14 protein-coding genes are annotated in these 17,954 nt (G+C 69.0%); 10 read left to right on the plus strand and 4 right to left on the minus strand.

Features of this window, described 5'->3' with window-relative positions; all coding sequences use genetic code 11:
* Nucleotides 1-15: 15 nt before the first annotated feature.
* Genes modA through ACOGXD_RS00585 form a run of 3 tightly spaced genes read left to right on the plus strand, consistent with a single transcriptional unit; the run spans nt 16 to nt 2,887 of the window.
* A complete protein-coding gene (gene modA, locus ACOGXD_RS00575; RefSeq protein ID WP_419916003.1) occupies nt 16-867 on the plus strand; it encodes a molybdate ABC transporter substrate-binding protein in 852 nt (283 codons plus the stop codon).
* Complete coding sequence (modB, locus tag ACOGXD_RS00580; RefSeq protein WP_419916004.1) at nt 864-1,709, plus strand: molybdate ABC transporter permease subunit; 846 nt, start codon at nt 864-866, stop codon at nt 1,707-1,709. Before modA ends, modB begins: the two co-directional genes overlap by 4 nt.
* Complete coding sequence (locus ACOGXD_RS00585; protein WP_419916005.1) at nt 1,694-2,887, plus strand: sulfate/molybdate ABC transporter ATP-binding protein; 1,194 nt, start codon at nt 1,694-1,696, stop codon at nt 2,885-2,887. The genes modB and ACOGXD_RS00585 overlap by 16 nt, the downstream gene beginning before the upstream one ends.
* 60 nt (nt 2,888-2,947) lie before the next feature.
* Here ACOGXD_RS00585 and ACOGXD_RS00590 read toward each other — a convergent pair whose 3' ends face one another.
* Nucleotides 2,948-4,102, minus strand: coding sequence for an epimerase (locus ACOGXD_RS00590; RefSeq protein ID WP_419916006.1), 1,155 nt, complete (start codon nt 4,100-4,102; stop codon nt 2,948-2,950).
* A gap of 93 nt (nt 4,103-4,195) precedes the next feature.
* Here ACOGXD_RS00590 and ACOGXD_RS00595 point away from each other — a divergent pair, with 93 nt between their 5' ends.
* The gene (locus ACOGXD_RS00595; protein ID WP_419916007.1) at nt 4,196-4,912 is read left to right on the plus strand and encodes a hypothetical protein; all 717 of its coding nucleotides are present in this window, start codon (nt 4,196-4,198) and stop codon (nt 4,910-4,912) included.
* A 21-nt stretch (nt 4,913-4,933) separates the two neighbouring features.
* Here the strand turns inward: ACOGXD_RS00595 and ACOGXD_RS00600 are convergent, their stop codons facing one another.
* On the minus strand, nt 4,934-7,234 hold the full coding sequence (locus ACOGXD_RS00600; RefSeq protein ID WP_419916008.1) for a N,N-dimethylformamidase beta subunit family domain-containing protein: 2,301 nt from the start codon (nt 7,232-7,234) through the stop codon (nt 4,934-4,936).
* A gap of 38 nt (nt 7,235-7,272) precedes the next feature.
* Nucleotides 7,273-7,680: a rhodanese-like domain-containing protein gene (locus ACOGXD_RS00605; RefSeq protein WP_419916009.1), complete on the minus strand. Its 408-nt coding sequence runs from the start codon at nt 7,678-7,680 to the stop codon at nt 7,273-7,275.
* Nucleotides 7,681-7,844: 164 nt separating this feature from the next.
* On the opposite strand from ACOGXD_RS00605, the gene ACOGXD_RS00610 reads away from it, so the two are divergent.
* Nucleotides 7,845-10,175 carry a hydantoinase/oxoprolinase N-terminal domain-containing protein gene (locus tag ACOGXD_RS00610; protein ID WP_419916010.1) on the plus strand — a complete coding sequence of 777 codons (2,331 nt, stop codon included), beginning with the start codon at nt 7,845-7,847 and terminating at the stop codon, nt 10,173-10,175.
* A gap of 23 nt (nt 10,176-10,198) precedes the next feature.
* Here the strand turns inward: ACOGXD_RS00610 and ACOGXD_RS00615 are convergent, their stop codons facing one another.
* Nucleotides 10,199-11,722, minus strand: coding sequence for an amidase (locus tag ACOGXD_RS00615; protein WP_419916011.1), 1,524 nt, complete (start codon nt 11,720-11,722; stop codon nt 10,199-10,201).
* Nucleotides 11,723-11,863: 141 nt separating this feature from the next.
* Between ACOGXD_RS00615 and ACOGXD_RS00620 the strand changes: the two genes are divergently transcribed.
* From ACOGXD_RS00620 to ACOGXD_RS00640, 5 genes are read left to right on the plus strand one after another with little or no spacing between them, the layout of a single operon-like run.
* Nucleotides 11,864-13,489 carry a flavin-containing monooxygenase gene (locus ACOGXD_RS00620; RefSeq protein ID WP_419916012.1) on the plus strand — a complete coding sequence of 542 codons (1,626 nt, stop codon included), beginning with the start codon at nt 11,864-11,866 and terminating at the stop codon, nt 13,487-13,489.
* A 28-nt stretch (nt 13,490-13,517) separates the two neighbouring features.
* On the plus strand, nt 13,518-14,669 hold the full coding sequence (locus tag ACOGXD_RS00625; RefSeq protein WP_419916013.1) for an acyl-CoA dehydrogenase family protein: 1,152 nt from the start codon (nt 13,518-13,520) through the stop codon (nt 14,667-14,669).
* Nucleotides 14,666-15,787, plus strand: a complete 1,122-nt coding sequence (locus ACOGXD_RS00630) for an acyl-CoA dehydrogenase family protein (RefSeq protein ID WP_419916014.1) — start codon at nt 14,666-14,668, stop codon at nt 15,785-15,787. Before ACOGXD_RS00625 ends, ACOGXD_RS00630 begins: the two co-directional genes overlap by 4 nt.
* Nucleotides 15,788-15,825: 38 nt before the next feature.
* Nucleotides 15,826-16,644, plus strand: a complete 819-nt coding sequence (locus tag ACOGXD_RS00635) for an enoyl-CoA hydratase/isomerase family protein (RefSeq protein WP_419916015.1) — start codon at nt 15,826-15,828, stop codon at nt 16,642-16,644.
* A 40-nt stretch (nt 16,645-16,684) separates the two neighbouring features.
* Complete coding sequence (locus ACOGXD_RS00640) at nt 16,685-17,902, plus strand: acyl-CoA dehydrogenase family protein (RefSeq protein ID WP_419916016.1); 1,218 nt, start codon at nt 16,685-16,687, stop codon at nt 17,900-17,902.
* Nucleotides 17,903-17,954 lie beyond the last annotated feature (52 nt).

Below are 17,954 nucleotides of genomic sequence, written 5' to 3' on the forward strand. Positions count from 1 at the left end.
CACACTGGCGAGGCTATGGGCGGCATCCGCGCGGCGACGCACGATCGGGAGGTCGCGCACCGTGGGGCGTGGACACGCCGCTGTGCGGCACTGACGCTGCTGGCGGTGGCGCCGCTGGCAGCAGGCTGCGCGGTGTCTGAAGGCGACGCTGATGCAGCCGACCGATCCAGCGCATCTGTCAGCGGCGCGATGCTCGAAGGCAACCTGCATGTGCTGGTAGCCGCGTCCCTGTTGCCGGTCGCCGAGGTGCTCGCTGGTGACTTCGAACTGCTCCATCCGGGAGTGGATGTGCGGATCGCGGGAGCTGGGAGCTCGGCACTGCGAGAGCAGGTGCTCGCCGGCTCGCCGGCCGACGTGTTCATTCCCGCCGACCCGAGTCATCTGCGGACAGTCCGCCAGGAGATCGGCCTCAGCGGCGAGCCCGTCGTAGTGGCTCGCAACTCGTTGGTGCTCGCGGTGCCTGCGGACAACGACGCCGGGGTTGCTGCGCTCGCCGATCTGACTCGCCCTGAGCTGCTGATCGGATTGTGTGCCGCCGAAGTGCCGTGCGGTGCCCATGCGCGGGCAGGCCTGTCCCGTGCCGGCATCGAGCCTGTGCCCGACACCGACGAGCCCAATGTGCGCGCTCTGGTCACCAAGCTGGCCGCCGGAGAGCTGGACGCCGCCGTGGTGTACTCCAGCGACGCACGGACCGCCGCCGGAATCGAGAGCCTGGGCTGGGACGCTGGTTCAGCCCCGGAGACGACCTACGAGGCCGCCGTGCTCGTGGGAGCGCCCAACACCCAGGCAGCCGAGGCCTTCGTGGACTTCTTGGACTCCGCTGCCGCCCGAGACACCTTTGTCTCCCACGGTTTTGGGGCACCATGACCAGCACGACCACCTCCACCAGTGCCCCTGAGCCCGCCCGTCGGCCGGCCCGCCGAACGGCGCGTGACCTGCCGCCTTGGCCGGTCGCGCTGCTCGCCTGTATCGGTGTCGTGCTGTTCGCGCTGCCGCTCGTGGGCCTTGTTGCGCGTGCGCCGTGGACCGGGCTGTGGACACACCTGTCGAGCCGGTTCGTGGTGGACGCTGCCGTGCTCTCGGTGGTGTCGTCCATTGCAGCTGCTGCGGTGGCCGCGCTGGTCGGCGTGCCGCTCGCATGGGTGCTGGCGCGGGTGTCATTCCCGGGCCGCTCGGCGGTACGGGCGCTCGTGACGCTGCCGATGGTGCTGCCGCCGGTCGTGGGCGGTGCCGCGTTGCTATTCGCGCTCGGGCGCCGGGGCGTGGTCGGCGGGCCGCTGCATGACGCCACCGGGCTGCTGCTGCCGTACTCGATCTGGGGGGTCATCCTGGCGAACGCCTTCGTGGCCACCCCGCTCGTGATCCTGACCGTCGAGGGTGCCTTGCGGAATCTGGATCGTCGCTACGAGCACGCAGCCGCCACACTGGGCGCGTCGCGGCTGCGTGTGCTGTGGCGGGTGACGCTGCCGATGATCGGACCGGCGCTGGGCGTCGCGGTGGTGGTGGCGTGGGCGCGAGCCCTGGGCGAGTTCGGCGCGACCGTCACGTTTGCAGGCAGTCTCGGCGGCCGAACCCAGACGCTGCCGCTGGCGGTGTTCGTGGCGCTGGAGTCGAACCGGGATGCGGCGGTGGCTATCAGCCTGGTGCTTGTCGCACTGTCGCTGGGCTTGTTGATCGCCCTGCGGGACCGCTGGTGGCCGAGCCGATGAGCTCCGACGACACCGGCGCGGCAGTCAGCGGGTTGCAGGCCGACATCCGGCTGCAGCGCGGCGAGTTCGAGCTGGACGTGTCGCTGAGCGTCGAAGCGGGCGAGACTGCTGCCCTGCTCGGACCCAACGGCGCCGGCAAGTCCACGATCGTGGCTGCGATCGCCGGGTTGCTGCCGCTCGACGACGGCGTGGTGCGCCTCGCCGGACGGATCCTGGACGAGCCCGCCTCCGGTGTCTTCGTTCCGCCCGAACGGCGCCGCATCGGCGTGGTGTTCCAAGACCAGGTCCTGTTCCGGCATCTCAGCGCGCTCGACAACGTCGCCTTCGGCTTGGTCGCGCAGGGCATTCGCCGTGCCGAGGCGCGCACGCAGGCGCAGGCGTGGCTCGAGGCAATGGATCTCGGCGACCTCGGTCACCGCAGGCCCCGGGCGCTGTCGGGCGGCCAGCGGCAGCGGGTGGCGCTGGCCCGTGCGCTCGCGTGCCAACCCGATCTCCTCCTCGCCGACGAGCCGCTCGGTTCGTTGGACGTCACGGCGCGCAACCGCCTGCGGCGCAATCTGGCGTCTCACCTGAGCGGCGGACACAATGGAGGCAGCGGCGCAGCGGACGTCCCGCTGCCAGGCAACGGAGAGATGCCGCGCCTGCTCATCACGCACGATCCCGCAGATGCGTTCGTGCTGGCCGATCGTGTGCACATCCTCGAAGCTGGGCGGCTGACACAGGCAGGCACACCCGACGAGCTGCGGCGGACGCCCGCAACGTCATACGCCGCCGATCTGTCGGGAATCAACCTGATACGCGGCACAGCGCGTGATGGCGAGATCACCGTGGCGGACGACGAGGAGACGGCAGCGCCTGGCACCGGTCGCCGCTCAGCCGTGGTGTTGCACGCCGCCGACAGGTCCTCGTTCGGACCCGTGCTGGCCACGATTCACCCCCGAGCGATTGCGCTTCACCGGGAGCGGCCCAGCGGCAGTCCTCGCAACGTCTGGCGCACGACCGCCGATGCGGTCGAGCCACTGGGCGACATCACCCGTGTGCTGCTTGGCTCGCCCCTGCCTCTCACGGCGGACATCACGCCGGGAGCCGCTCACGAGCTCCTGATCCGGCCCGGTACCACGTTGTGGGCGTCGGTCAAAGCCACCGAGGTCGATCTCGCCCCCGACAACCGCGACTGATCAGCCGGCGCGGCTGACTGTGCCCATCGCTCAGCCGGAACGGCTGACTGTGCCTTCTGCTCAGCCGGAACGGCTGACGGAAGTCCACCCCTTGCCGGCGCCGGGCCGGTCGTCGAATTCGGCGGCGTAGCGATCGAAGAAACCCGGGTCGGCCGCAGCCGCGGCCGTGGCGATGTCGTCGCGAGCGATGGCGGCCTGCCAAGCGTCCATCAGCCGATCCTCGGCCTCGTAGTCGAAGCGATCCACGATCGAGCGCTCCATGGCGCCGCCAGGTTCCGGGTGGTTCTCTTCACGAGCGAGCCAACGTGCGGTGTCCGTCAACCCCTCCACCGGATCCACGACATCGCGATACCCGAGCTGGTAGATCGCCTTGTCGCAGTTGATGACGCGGTGATGGGGCGTGCTGCGCTGCGTGAGATGGTGGGACACGGCTGCGTGCTCCCACGGGATCGACACGATCTCGAAGCTGTGGTCCAAGGCCGCTGCGATGATCTCCACCCACTGCAGCAGCGTGGGCGTCCACTCGTCCGAGACGTTGTAGGCCTGTCCCGACGAGCGCGCCCCGGCATCCACAGCGGCCAGCACCATCGCCGCGGCATTGCGGGCCTCCGCAGACGCCTGCAACGTCACACCGCCGTCGGGCAGCACGATGCGAGTACGGCCATCGAGCACGCGGCGCACGATCTTCCACTCGCGCGGGCTGATCTGCCCAGGGCCGTAAATCCACGGGTAGCGCAGGTGCGATGCCGTGGGGTGCTCGCGGAACACGACAAGCTCCGTGTTGGCGATCTGGCGAACCTTGTTGTTGACGCGGAACTCGGGCGGCTCGTCAGAGACCAGGCGATCGTGCTCGCGCGTCGGCACCCGCATGCCGGCCGGCCACAGCGCATCGGCGTCGCCCCAGCCGCTGTAGACCGGGAAGCCGCCGATGCTCACGAACTTGGCCACGCGCCCGGCCATCACCCGGGCGATCTCGCGCAGCCGCCCATACATGACCACCGACAGGTCGTAGGTGGCCGACCCGATGGCGGCGACGAACTGGTCGGCGTCGAACGGATCGGTGTGGATGTGCTCGACGAGATCGGTGATCTCATCTACCTCATGGCGTCCGGTGTGCAGGATGGTCACCCGGTAGCCGCGCTCCAGCAAGCCCTTCACCACGTGGGGTCCGGTCGGGCCGGTGCCGCCCACCACCAAGGCTGTCTGCTCGCTCACGACTTCTGAATCTACGACGGGTGCCGGTGAAGCCGGCCACATTCGCCGGTACGCTCCCGCAACGATGAGCGCGAGCGTCAGCGGAACCGGGTCATGAGCGAGTACAGGCGCGGCACCCGGGTCGTAGTCAACGAAGACCTGCCTGGCGTCCCCGAAGGCACGCCAGGCAAGTGCGGTCGAGGCCTCGGCTTCGCCATCAAGCGCTACCGAGTGCGCTTCGACAACGATGTCGAGATCATCTCGGTGGCCCACAACAAGCTGGTGCCCGAGGACGAGTGGCCGCAGTTCCTGGCCCGCAGGGCGCGAGAGGAAATCGAAGCCGCCCAGGAACGAGCGCGCATTGCCGAAGCCCGTGCTGCGGCTGCTGAGTCGCGAGGCCTGCCGGCAGCGAGCACCGACGAGCCGGCAGCGGAACCCGCCGAGGCCGCGGCGGCAGATGCACCCGCGCCTGAGGCACCGGCCGCCGATGACGGCGGAGCGGATCCCCGACTTGCAGCGATACTCGCCCGTTCCAAGTCCGCACGCGAGGCAACCGGTGTCCCGGCCCCCGAGAGCAGTCCGGCCCCAGCGGCGGAGAGTTCGACAGACGCGGCAGAGAGCTCAGCTGCCGAGCCGACGCCGGCACCCGCAGCCGCGCCCGCTGCACCCCCACCGGCACCCGCAGCCGCGCCGGAGCGTTCAGCGCCGCCGTCTGGTCCCGAGCGCGTCGAGATACCGGAGTTCGTGCCGGGCCCCGAGGTCGATCCCGACTACGCCCCGGCGGCGAATCGGGTGAGCGAGCTCATCTCCGAGGCACGCAAAGACGGCTGACCGCCCGCCTCGTGCAGCCGTCTACGCAGCTGGCGGCGGGAAGGGCTCAGGATCGGCGAAGCGTCGCACCACGTTGGCCGTGATGCGTGCGACGTCGTTGTCGTAGCCGTCGCGGGCCAGCGCACCGAACCACGAGATCGAACCCACCGAGAACACCGCCCCGCCGTTGGGTGTTTCGTAGAACACCATGTCGGCGCGCACCATGGGATCGGGCGTCGGGAAGTCCACCGAGCCTTCGAACTCTTCCTTGGTGCGCAGCATGCCGGGCCCGAACGTGGTCGCCGAGGCCAGCATCACGGCGTGTTCGGGCGATCCCAGTCGCACGTCGTAGCGATCCAGCTCCTGGCCGGCGGCACCGCCGCCCAGCCCGGATGTGCCAATGCGCTCGCCGGGTACCCCGTCGAGGATCCACGCAGCGCGCGAGCTGTCTACTGCGGGATCGCGCACGAAGTAGGTGGCCTTGTCGAATCCCTGCGCGGCGAAGCCGATGCCGCAGATCTCGTTGGGCGCACGCCCCTGGCGCCGCCACATCCCGCCGTACTCGCCGCCCCAGGCGTGATAGCTCTCCCCCGGCCCGGTCTGCCAATTGCGCACGCCGTCCTCGGCCCGACGCAGCTCCATGGCACCTGGCCAGTCATCGCTGAACGCCACCCTCCAGTAGAAGCCGTTGCCGCCCAGGTACATGAGCCGCCCGCCGTTGCGCTGCCAGTCGGCCAGCGCGTCCAGCATGGCGGTCGACCAGTACTCCGGGTGGCTGCCGGTCACCAGCACGCGGTACGGCGCGATGGCGTCTACACCCTCGACATGCAGGTCCTCGTCGGTGACGATGTCGTGGCCGACTTCGAGATGCTCCAAGAATGCGTTGATGTCGGTGTCGGGCGTGAAGTTCCAGCCGTCGGCGCCGGGGCGCAGATTCAGCACGGGCCGGCGGCGCGAGCTGAACATGACGCCGCTGCGGTCCGGGTGCTTCTCGTAGTGGCTGAGGCCGATCTCAGGGTGGTCCCGGATGTACGCATGCTCGGGACGCAGGCGAGCCTTGGTCGGGATGAAATCGGCGCCTTCGAACAGCATCCGGTGATTGGCGTAGGCCATATAGGTGGCGGTCGGCATCAGCAATGCGACATCGGCCGTGCGTGCGCCGCGCGCCGGACGCACGAAGAACGGCACGCGGTCCTCGCCCGCATCGCCACGCACCCGGAAGGCGTAGATCCCGCTCGGTAGGTCCTCCGGCAACGTCGCCTCAACCGTGGTCTCCCACCCGGCGTCGTACAGATCGTCGTGATGGAAATGGACGGCGTCGAAGTGTTCCCGATTGTCGATCCAACGATGATCTGAGCCGTCCCATGCCGGGCCGCTGACCGCACGTGTCGGCAGCTGGTGCAGCACCATCGGCCCGCATGCAGGATCGTCGGCTGGCACTGTCCGTCCGGCCATGTCGACGGAGAGATCCCACGACACGGTGGCGCTGTCGACCCGGAACGTGGGGCGCGCCAGCCGTCCGTCGAAGCGTTCGCCTGCAGGCCCCGCTGCGAGGCACAGCTCGGTCGGAGCGAGATCGCCCGCGTTGACCGGCGTCGTGCCGCTTGCCGCGCCGCCGGTGCCGTGCCGGAACACGTCGTCGTGTGGCGCCCCGCCCAGCTCTGCGTCCAGTTTTGAGACCGTCAGGTCGCTCAGCCGGTTTCCCTCCACCGCATCGCGCCCCGGCGAGTCGGAAACCGCTGTCGTCGCCGCTGCGCTCAGGGTTCCCGAGTCGAGATCCAGTTCGGCATCGAGCAGGTACCACCGATTGCGCGTCAGCGGCAAGTCGTCCACCACAAGCCGGATTTCGTCGCCGAGCGCTGACGTCGAGGCGACGGCGCGACCTGCGGTGAGATCCAGGCGCAGCGCCTCGATCGCCGCTGAGTCCGCTGGTGCGCCTGCGGTGTGCGCGCACAGGGTCGCTATGCGCGCCGGCCGATCTGGCAGCGTTGGCATCACCCACACTCGGAGACCGAGACGGCGCGCACTCGGCACGTCATCCAACGCTGCAACGCCGTACGAGCCCGGTGTGAGCGGCTGTTCGTCGAGGGTCACCGACCAGCTGCCGGCTGTGGGAGCCGGTCGTTCGTCGAAGCCGGGTCCGTAGCGGGTCGGGTCGCCGCAGACAATCTGCGTGATGTCGACGTCGGCCGGTCCGGGCTGGTGCGATGAGGCCATCAGCCGGATCGACTCGCCCGCACGCAGTGTCCACGGTTCGCAGTACCCGGTGATCTGCTTAGGGGGATCGGGATCAGTATCGGCAGGGCCGGGCGCGTTCGCGTGAGCCGCGGGTGATTCAGTCATGAGATTGCTTGTTCAGCAGGCTCGGCTGCTTGCGGAGCTCAGCGCTGTGACCTGAACGTGTCGTAGTCGGTCACGGGCATGCCGTCAGCTCGCCAGCCGCCGAAGCCGGTCTCGACATGGCTGACCTTTCCTACGCCCATGTCCTGCATGGTGTCCGCAGACAGGGCTGAACGGGCGCCGCCGGCGCAGCACAGGATGAATTCCCGGTCCTCCAGGAACTCCTGCTTGGTGTAGGGCGAGTCGGGCGAGACCCAGAACTCGAGCATGCCCCGGGGGGTGTGCATCGAACCGGGAATGGCCCCGTCTCGCTGGAGCTCACGCACGTCTCGTATGTCCACGATCAACGCGCCCTCCTCGGTGACACGACGGTGGGCCTCCGCCGGCGAGATGTTGTCGATACGGGTCTTGGCCTCGGCGACCATCTCGTTGACTGACTTGACGCCCATCGGTTCCTCCTGGTGGCGCTGGATTCCCTGCCCGGTCGACCGTCGCACCGCCCGGAGCGGGTCGACCGGTCTCCGTGCCCGCAGTCTCACCGACGCGAGCGCCTGAGTCCACTCGATGCCCTGCTCTGCACTTGGAGAGGACGAACGCTGGCACACTTGCGGCGGTGACAGCGCCGCTCCGGACGCCGCCAGGCCGCTTCTGTCTAGGCATTGACACCGGCGGCACGTTCACCGACGCCGTCGTGTACGACCACGACACCGACCGGGTCGTGGCGGCGGCCAAGACGCCGACGCGGCACGAAGATCTCTACGACTGCGTGGTGGAGGCCATGACGAGCGTGCTGGCAGGCGGCCGGGGCGCTTCGGCCGACGCCGTCAGGGCGGCCGACATTGGGCTTGTGGCGGTTTCTACGACGCTGGCCACCAACGCGCTGGTCGAGGGCGCCGGGAGACCCGCCGCGCTCGTGGCCATCGGCTTCGAAGCTGAGACACTGGCTCGTGTCGGGCTGCGCACCGGCACTGGTGCTACGCCGGGCGTGCAAGACAGCACTTCCCCCGCCGATGGCGGGCTCGATCGAGTGACCGGCAGCCTTGTGTCGGCGCCGGTCGTGATCGTTGGCGGTGGCCACGGCGCTCACGGTGACGAACGCGACCCGCTCGATCTCGACGAGCTCGCTCGTGAGCTCGACCGCATCGATACGTCGGTCGAGGCATATGCCGTCGCGGCACAGTTCAGCGTCCGCAATGCCGCCCACGAGCTTCAGGCTCGAGAAGCGATTCGCGAACGCACCGGCAAGCCGGTGACCTGCAGCCACGAGCTGTCCCCACGGCTCGGCGGTCCTCGCCGGGCGGTGACGACGCTGCTCAACGCACAGCTCATCTCGATTACCGCCCGCTTCACCGGAGCGATCCGAGCAGCAATGGAATCGCTCCAGCTCGACGCCCGCCTCATGGTGGTCCGGGGAGACGGCTCCCTCGTCTCGGCCGATTTCGTGACTCAGCGACCGATCGAAACCGTGCTGTCGGGGCCGGCGGCCAGCGTCATCGGTGCACGTCACCTCGCGAGATCCTCAATGGCTGGGCAGGAAACGCTCGTCGCCGGCGGTCTCGTGGTTGACATCGGCGGCACCACCACCGACATTGCGGCGATTCGCGAAGGTGCCGTCGTTGCTGCTGACGGCAGCGACGACGGCGACACCGCCACCGTGGGCGGTCACGCCACGATGGTCACTGCACTGCCCACCCTGACGGTGGGCCTCGGCGGCGACAGCGAGATCCGGATCCCGGTTGACGGGAGTCGCGGCGAGCTGGCTGTCGGACCGCGCAGGGTGGTGCCGCTGTGCGTCGCTGCCCAGCGACATCCCGACGTGGTGCTGCCGATGCTGCAGCGCCAGCTCGAAGCCGAGCGGCCGCTTGCAGAGTTCGGGCAGGTACTGCTGCGGGCAGCAGCCGGGGCATCGTCCGCGCACGACAGCGGCGGCACAGTCCAGAACAGCCTCGACAGCGAGATCATGCGGCTCGTCGACGGCGCCGACGGTGCACTTCCGCTGGAGAACCTCAAGCGGTCGGCTCGGTGGCGCGGCGCCCTTGAGCGACTCGAACGCAGCGGCCGCGTGCGGCGCGCCGCACTGACACCGACCGACGCCTGCGCGGTGCTCGGCTTGTTCGACGCCGAAGCAACAGTGAATGCCGCGGCTGCCCGAGCCGCTGCCGAACTGTTCAGTCGCCAGCGCGATCGCTACGGCGTCGACGTCGGCAGCGACGCCGCAGATCTCAGCCGCCAAGTCATGAACCTCGTGCTGCGCAGCGCCACCGAAGCACTGCTCAGCGTCGCGCTCGGCGCGGACGGAATAGCCCCAGGGGAGACCAGACGGCAGCTCGCACAGACTGCCCTCGACCGTCGGCATCGGGAACTGGAACGAGCCGTCGCCGATGAGCCCGGCGACACCCACGGCGAGCGCCGAGTCAACCCGCTGTGGGGTTTGCTCGAATCCAGCGGGTCAGCGAGCGTGCCAATCGCGGAGGATGCCGCCGCGACTCCGCCTGATCACGCTCCGCTCGCCCGGGTCGATGCCGGTGTCGGGGTTCCCATCGTTGCCATCGGCGCTCCGGCCCCCACCTACGCCCCGCTCGTCGGAGCACTGCTCGGCACCGAGGCAATCGTTCCGGCCCATGCAGAAGTGGCGAACGCGGTCGGCGCAGCGGTCGCGCGGGTGAGGATCACCAAGCAGATAACGGTGACCGCACCACGCCGTGGCAGCTACCGGGCCCATTGGGGCGACGACCCGCCGGTCTGGCACAGCCTCGACGAAGCGCGCGAGTGGGCAACCGCCCAAGCGTCTGCGGCCGCCCGAGCGGAGGCTGCCGCTGCGGGTGCTCGCGACGCAGCCGTCACGGTCGACTGGGAGACCCGAACCGCTCCGAGCAACGGCCGCGAACTCTTCGTGGAAGCAACGCTGCGCGTCACCGCCACTGGCCGGCCGCTACAGCAGTAACCGGCGGCTCAGCCTCTGAGCACTCACCCTTGGGGCGGGGCGGAGGCGTGAACCAGCCTGCCCTCGGTGCGACAGGCGGTCTCGAGCGCGCTCAGCAGCTCCACATCGGGAACGGGGCGTGCGGTGACGGGGTCGTCAGCGAAAGCCGCCTCCAACGCTGCAGCAATCCCGAGCAGCCGCCGGTCGCTGTAGCTCGGGCCGACGATCTGCAGGCCGAACGGCGTGCCCTGGCCGTCCAATCCGCACGGCAGCGCCATGGTGGGGTGGCCCACCACGGTGAGCGCTGCCGACAGCCCCAGCCACGCCATGTAGTTGCGCACGGGCTGGCCGTCAATCTCGGCGGGGTACAGCTGGTGCCAGTCGAACGGCGGCACGCTGACGCCCGGGCAGATCAGCACGTCGACCGTGTCGAACAGCGCATCGGTGGCCCGGTACAGCTCCACCTGGCGCCGCCGGGCCTTGGCGATGTCGAGCACCGTGGTGTTCAGCGCTTCGTCGTAGGTGGCCCGAATGTTGGGGTTGAAGCCGCCGTCAGGTCCAGCAGCGTCGGGGTCAAACTTGTGGATGCTGCGGTGATAGTTGGTGGCGAAGATGTCCGACCGGAGCTGCCAGTCGACGTCCAGCGCATCGCTGAGATCGATGTCGGCCTCGTCGATTGAGCCCACGATTCCGGCGAGCCGTTCGACGCGGTCAGCAAACACAGTCCGTACGGCCTCGGAGACCAGCAACCCGCCGAGGTCGGCGCTCACGCCGACCCGCAGCGAGGCCGCATCGGCCGCCGGGAGTTCGGCGAACGCAGCGGCATCGAGCGGGAACGCCATGGGGTCGCGCCGGGCATCGCGATCACGGCCCGCCACCACTGACAGCAGCAGTGCCGCGTCGGCGACGGTGCGGGCCATCGGTCCCGACACGCTGTAGTTGGTGCGACCGATGGTGCGCTCGTCGTGAGCCACCGTGCCGGGCGTGGAGCGGTGGGCGACCACACCGCAGTACGAAGCCGGGATGCGCAGGCTGCCGCCGTGGTCGGACCCGGTGGCCAGCGGCGCCATCCCGCACGACAGCGCAACCGCTGAGCCGCCGGAGCTGCCGCCGCAGGTCAGCGACGGATCGAACGGGTTGCCGGTGGCGCCGAAGAGCCGGTTGACGGTGTTGGCGCCGATGCTCAGCTCAGGCGTATTGGTCTTGCCGATGATGACCGCATCTGCCGCCCTGACTCGGGCCACGATGCCGTCGTCGGCAGTTGGCACGTTGCTTGCGAACGGCACGGCGCCGTAGGTGGTGATGAGCCCGGCCGTGGCCTGGATGTCCTTGATCGCCACCGGCAGGCCCGCCAGCGGACCCAGAGGCTCGTCCCGGGCTCGGGCATCATCAATCGCCTGCGCCGTCGACTTCGCAGCGTCGTCGTCGCGAACGACGAGCGCGTTCACGGCACCATCAGTCGCATCGGCCCGCTGCAGGCATGACTCCAGCAGCTCGCGCGCTGAGATCTCGCCAGATTTCAGCAGCGCTCGCGCATGCGTCGCATCGAGATCACAGGGCTCACTCATGCTGTGGAGCGTGCCACAGCCGGCCGCTACCGGGCGCGTTCAGCTGCCTCATTGCACGGATTCGCGCAGTGCTTCCTGCTCTCGCTCGCGGTCCATTCGGGCCCGGGCTCAGCGTCCGCGTCATCGGTAGTCTCTGCGGCGATGAGTAGCACCGACGGGGTCAGTTCGAACGGCAACGTGTCGAAGGTCCATGACGCCGTCGTCGTGGGCGCCGGGTTCGCCGGCATGTACTCGCTCCACAAGCTGCGCGGGCTCGGATTCGACGTGGCCGTCGTTGAGCGAGCCGACGGCGTGGGCGGCACCTGGTACTGGAACCGCTACCCGGGCGCCCGGTGTGATGTCGAGTCGATGCAGTACTCCTACTCGTTCGACCCCGAACTCGAACAAGAGTGGGAATGGTCCGAGCGCTACTCCGGCCAGCCCGAGATCCTGCGCTACGCCAACCACGTCGCCGACCGCTACGACCTGCGGCGCGACATCCATTTCGAGACCACCGTCGAGCGCGTCGACTGGGACGACGAGGCTCGCCATTGGCATCTGCAGACCGATCGGGGCCTCTACCGCGCGCGCTTCGTGGTGATGGCCACCGGCTGCCTGTCGACCACGAACATGCCCAACTTCGACGGCGCAGACACTTTCGCCGGGCCCACGTACCACACCGGCAATTGGCCGCACGAAGGCGTCGACTTCAGCGGCCTGTCAGTCGGCGTCATCGGCACCGGCTCGTCGGCCGTGCAGGCCATCCCGGTCATCGCCGCGGAGTGCCGGGAGCTGACGGTGTTCCAGCGCACGCCGAACTACTCGGTTCCGGCGCGCAACGAGCCGCTCGACCCTGGCGAGCAGGCTCGCTGGAAGTCCAACTATCGCGACTTGCGGGCCAAGATGCTCGAACAGAACGCCGCAATGGTGCAGCGGCTGCCAGACGGTGAAGACCTCGCAAAGGAAGCGGACGCGGAGGAGTTCCACGAGCGCATGCAGCAACGGTGGGATGTGGGTGGCTTCACCTTCTACCGGGCCTACGGCGATATCGCCTTGGACGCCGAGTCGAACGACCGGGTAGCAGAGTTCGTGCGCGGCAAAATTGCCGAGGTTGTCGACGATCCAGAGACTGCGGCCAAGCTCACCCCGCACAACACGATCGCCTGCAAGCGCCCCTGCCTCGACACGAACTACTACGAGACGTTCAACCAGCCGCACGTGCAACTGGTGGATGTGTCCGAGAAACCCATCGAGCGCATCTCGCAAGCCGGAGTGGTCGTCGACGGCCGGGAGTACCCGGTCGATGCCATCGTGTACGCGACCGGTTTCGATGCGATGACCGGAACGCTGCTGCGCATGAACATCACCGGGCGTGGCGGCATGAGACTGGCCGATCACTGGGACGCTGGCCCGCGCACCTACCTCGGCTTGGGTGTGGCGGGCTTCCCCAACATGTTCACCGTGTCCGGTCCCGGCAGCCCGTCGGTGCTGACCAACATGATCCCGTCCATCGAGCAGCACGTCGACTGGATCTCGCGCTGCCTGGTCGAGCTGCGAGAGCGCGGCACCGCCACCATCGAGCCCGAACCCGACGCCGAGGCCTACTGGGTCGACTACGTCAATGCTGTGGCCGACCTGACGCTGTATCCCACGTGCAACTCGTGGTACCTGGGAGCGAACATTCCCGGCAAGACCCGGGTGTTCATGCCGCTGCCGGGCTTCCCGCCTTATGTCGAGGTGTGCGAGGACGTGGCGTCCGACAACTACCGCGGCTTCGCCCTGGCTTGATCACCCAAACTCCCGCGGAGGCCTGCCGATGAGATTCACGCCCACCGAATTGACCGGTCCGGAGCTTGACCTGCAAGCCGAGGTTCGCGAGTTCCTGGCAGCCGAGCTGCCTCCCGGCACTCACGAGCCATGCCTGGGCATGGCCGCCGACCACGACCGGGAGTTCTCGGCCAAGATGGCTGACCGGGGCTGGGTGGGCATGGCACTGCCTTCACGCTGGGGCGGCTCGGACCGCACCGCCGTGCAGCGCTTCATCGTGGTGGAGGAGATGCTGCGCTGGGGTGCACCGGTGGGGCACCATTGGGTGGCCGACCGCCAGACCGGCAATGTGATCCTCAAGTTCGGCAGCGACGAGCAGCGGGAACGGTTCCTGCCGCCGATCTGCCGGGGCGAGCTGGGCTTCTCGATCGGCATGAGCGAGCCCGACAGCGGCTCGGACCTGGCCTCGGTGTCGACCCGGGCCGAGCGCGCCGATGACGGGTGGGTCGTGAACGGCACCAAGATCTGGACCTCGAACGCGCACATGAACGACTGGTTCATCTGCCTGCTGCGCACGGCACCCATGGAGGACGGCAACAAGCACGCGGGCCTATCGCAGTTCCTGATCGACCTGTCCTCGCCGGGCCTCGAGATCAGCCCGATCCCGTTCCTGGACGGCAGCCATCATTTCAACGAGGTGACGTTCCACGACGTCTTCGTGCCGGACATCAACGTGGTGGGCCAGCCGGGAATGGGCTGGCACCAGAACACCACCGAGATGGCCTACGAGCGCGGCGGCCCCGACCGCTGGCTGTCCCCGTTCTCGACGGTGGAGCAGCTGCTGCGCGAGGCCGCGGGCACGCCGATGGAAGACGCTGTGTCGGACCTGTTCGGCGAACTGGCGGCTCGCTGGTGGGGCATCCGGAACCTGTCGCTGTCGGTGGCACGGCTGATCGACGAGGGCGAGGCGCCGTCGGTGGAGTCGGCGCTGGTGAAGGAGATGGGGACTCGCTACGAGCAGGAGGTCGTCGAAAAGCTGGTGCAGCTCATCGACGAGGAATACTCGCCGGAGTCCGAATCGCTGTTCGAGCGGCTGCTGGCGCAGTGCGTGGTGACGTTTCCGGGCAACACGATCCGGGGCGGAACCATCGAGATCCTGCGCTCGGTGGCCTCGAAGGGTCTGCAAGGGCTGCCGGCATGACGGCCAAGACGGCACCCGAGCCGGTCGTGGTCGACGAGCTCATTACCGAAACGGCCGACCGGCTGTTCGGCGAACTGTGCACGCACGAAGCGGTGCAGGCCGCCGAGGACAGCGGCGGCGCACCCGACATCTGGGAGGCGTTCTGCGAGACCGGCTTCGACCTGATCGCAGTGCCCGAGGACGCGGGCGGATCGGGCGGCACGCTCGCAGAGGCCATCGAGGTGCTGCGACTCGTCGGCTACCACTCGGCACCGATCCCGGCCGCTGAGAACGGCATCCTCGGCGGCTGGCTGCTGGCCGAAGCCGGCCTCGAACGCCCCGACGGCCTCGTCACGGTCGTCCCGCCCCGAGCAACCGAAGGCGGCTGGTCGGGTGGCGGGACGTGCTCGGTGAGTCTCAACGGCGACGGCACCGCCGTGCTGAGCGGCGAAACCCACCGGGTGCCGTGGGCGCGCAGCGCAGACGTGATCGTGTGCGTATGCGAATGCGACGGACACTCCACCGTGGTGTCCGTGCCGGCGTCGGAGTGCACAATCACGCCGCTGCCGAACATGGCCGGTGAACCCCGCGACACTGTCAGCTTCGATGGCGCGACCGGACGAGCGGCGCCTGCGCCCGACGGCGTCGACGCCGGAACCCTGGCGCAGCGCGGCGCGCTGTCGCGCGTCGCACTGATGGCCGGCGCAATCGAGAAGATGTGCCAGCTCACCGTCAGCTACACCAACGAGCGGGTCCAGTTCGGCCGTCCGGTGGCGCGCTTCCAGGCGGTCCAGCAGCACCTGGTCTGGGCCGCGCAGGACGCAGCACTGGTACGCATGGCCGCCGAGGTCGCGGCCCGCGAAGCGACCCGGGGCGATGCGCCGTTCGAGATCGCCGCTGCCAAGCTCGTCGCCAACCAGGCGGCGGCTCGGGCCACCAAGGCCTGCCACCAGGCACACGGCGCCATGGGCATGACCCAGGAGTACCCGCTGCACCACTTCAGCCGCCGGCTGTGGAGCTGGCGCAAGGAATACGGCTCCGACGCCCACTGGTCGGCCGTGCTCGGCGACATGGCCACCGACGCCGGAGCCGACGGCCTCTACCCCCTCATCACCAGCGGCACCGCCGCCCTGGCCTGAGCGAAGCGCTCCGGCGGCGGCACATCTACGCTCGCCGCATGGATGAGAGCACCTTTGACGAATTCGGCGAGTACGGGGATGTCTCGGTCAAGCTGAGCGATGACCACGTGGCGGTCGTGGAGATTCACCGGCCACCGAACAACTTCTTCGATCTGGAGCTCATCGACGGGCTCGTTGCCGCGTTCGGCGACCTCGACGAAGAGGACGGCTGCCGGGCCAGCGTGCTGTGCTCGGAGGGCAAGAACTTCTGCGCCGGCGCACAGTTCGGCAGCGACGGGCGGCGGGGCGGCGAGATCACCGCCACCAACGCCGACGGCAGTCCGCGCCACCTCTACGACGCAGCCTTCGACCTGTTCTCCAAGCGCAAGCCGGTGGTCGGCGCCATCCAGGGCGCGGCGGTCGGCGGCGGCTTGGGCGTGGCCTGCTTCCCGGACTTCCGCATCGCGGCCCCCGAGGCCCGATTCACGGCCAACTTCGCCCGGCTCGGCTTCCACCACGGCTTCGGCCTGACCGTGACGCTCCCCCGGCTCGTCGGCAACCAGCAGGCGCTGGACTTGCTCTACACCGGTCGGCGCGTCAAGGGCGACGAAGCCGTGGACATCGGGCTGGCCGACAAGCTGGTACCGCTCGACGACCTGCGCCAAGTCGCCTACGACTTCGCCTGTGAGATCGCCGGCTCGGCGCCGCTGGCCGTCGAGTCGATCCGCTACACGATGCGCGGCCACCTGGCCGATGCCATCAAGGCGGCCACCGACAACGAGAAGGCCGAGCAGGATCGCCTGCGCACCACCAACGACTGGCGCGAGGGCGTCAACGCCATGAACGAGCGCCGGACGCCCAACTTCACCCGCAGCTGATGCCCGGTTGCACCGGAACGCCCGACGTTGCTCGCGACTGATGTCCGATCTCGCGTCGCAATCAGCCGCGCTTACTGCCGACAACATCCGCGCGGCGCTCGACGGACTGCTCAAACGTCGCACCGACCAGACGCGCCTGACGTCGATGGGGGCTGGCAGCGACGACCTCGACGAGGGCCAGGCCTACCTGGCGGCGACCGTGGACGGCGGCTGGCATGTGCCGGCCTGGCCGACCGCCCACGGCGGCCGCGATGCCTCAGTGGCGGAGAACCAGCTCATCGGCTCGGTGCTGCGCGAGTACGTGGTGCCCGACCTCTACCCGTTCGCCATCGGGCTCGGCATGGTGGGCCCGGCCCTGCTGGCGCACGGGACAGCAGAGCAGCAGGACCGCTGGCTGCGGCCGATCGCATCGGGCGCCGAGATCTGGTGCCAGATGTTCTCCGAGCCCGAGGCCGGGTCGGATCTCGCCAACGTGGCCCTGAGCGCCGAGCAGGACGGTGACCTGTGGCGGCTCGGCGGCCAGAAGACCTGGACCAGCCGGGCGATGTGGTCGAAGTGGGCCATCTGCCTGGCTCGCACCGATCCGGATCAGCCCAAGCACAAGGGCCTCACGATGTTCGTGATCGCCATGGATGCACCCGGCGTCGACGTGCGGCCGCTGCGGCAGATGAACAACGACGCCCACTTCAGCGAGGTGTTCGTGGACGGCGCGGTCGTTCCCGACGCATGGCGAGTCGGCGATGTGGGCGAGGGTTGGCGGGTTGCCATGACGATCCTCTCCCACGAGCGGGCTGGCGCCGGCAGCCGCGGCGGTGGCGACGGTGCCAAGCGTGGCGCCCGCATTCCCACGTGGATTGCCGATCTGGCCGCGCTCGGGGCACTCGACGACAAGGTGAGACGGGACGAGGCCATGTCGATCTACGCCGCAGACATGGCATCGCGCTGGACCGCCCAGCGGGCAGCAGACGAGGCCCGGTCCGGCGGTAGTCCGGGACCGGCCGGCAGCGGTGCAAAGCTGAGGACGGTGTCGTCGTACAAGCGGCGCGCTTACTTGGCGAATCGCGCCGCGGGAGCCGCAGGCATGCTCGAAGACGGTCACGGCTACATCGAAACGGTGACTGCGCCGTCGATGTCGATACGGGGCGGCACCGACGAGATCCAGCGCAACATCCTGGGCGAGCGGGTGCTCGGCCTCCCCGGCGAACCCCGCCTCGACCGTGATGTGCCTTGGCGCGATTCCCGAAAGGGAATGCTGTGAGCCGGCGCGAATCCCGAAGGGGATTGCTATGAGACAGCGGCAGTCGCGAAAA

Origin of the sequence: Candidatus Poriferisodalis sp., assembly GCF_965204125.1 — a bacterium.
GTDB lineage: Bacteria > Actinomycetota > Acidimicrobiia > Acidimicrobiales > Poriferisodalaceae > Poriferisodalis.

Excerpts from the sequence above, each read along its gene's own strand:
- modA (WP_419916003.1), top strand. The coding sequence starts at position 16 with ATGGGCGGCATCCGCGCGGCGACGCACGATCGGGAGGTCGCGCACCGT.
- ACOGXD_RS00605 (WP_419916009.1), bottom strand. The coding sequence starts at position 7,680 with ATGGGCGTCAAGTCAGTCAACGAGATGGTCGCCGAGGCCAAGACCCGT.
- ACOGXD_RS00640 (WP_419916016.1), top strand. The coding sequence starts at position 16,685 with ATGTCCGATCTCGCGTCGCAATCAGCCGCGCTTACTGCCGACAACATC.
- modB (WP_419916004.1), top strand. The coding sequence starts at position 864 with ATGACCAGCACGACCACCTCCACCAGTGCCCCTGAGCCCGCCCGTCGG.
- ACOGXD_RS00600 (WP_419916008.1), bottom strand. The coding sequence starts at position 7,234 with ATGACTGAATCACCCGCGGCTCACGCGAACGCGCCCGGCCCTGCCGAT.
- ACOGXD_RS00635 (WP_419916015.1), top strand. The coding sequence starts at position 15,826 with ATGGATGAGAGCACCTTTGACGAATTCGGCGAGTACGGGGATGTCTCG.
- ACOGXD_RS00630 (WP_419916014.1), top strand. The coding sequence starts at position 14,666 with ATGACGGCCAAGACGGCACCCGAGCCGGTCGTGGTCGACGAGCTCATT.
- ACOGXD_RS00620 (WP_419916012.1), top strand. The coding sequence starts at position 11,864 with ATGAGTAGCACCGACGGGGTCAGTTCGAACGGCAACGTGTCGAAGGTC.
- ACOGXD_RS00625 (WP_419916013.1), top strand. The coding sequence starts at position 13,518 with ATGAGATTCACGCCCACCGAATTGACCGGTCCGGAGCTTGACCTGCAA.
- ACOGXD_RS00615 (WP_419916011.1), bottom strand. The coding sequence starts at position 11,722 with ATGAGTGAGCCCTGTGATCTCGATGCGACGCATGCGCGAGCGCTGCTG.
- ACOGXD_RS00595 (WP_419916007.1), top strand. The coding sequence starts at position 4,196 with ATGAGCGAGTACAGGCGCGGCACCCGGGTCGTAGTCAACGAAGACCTG.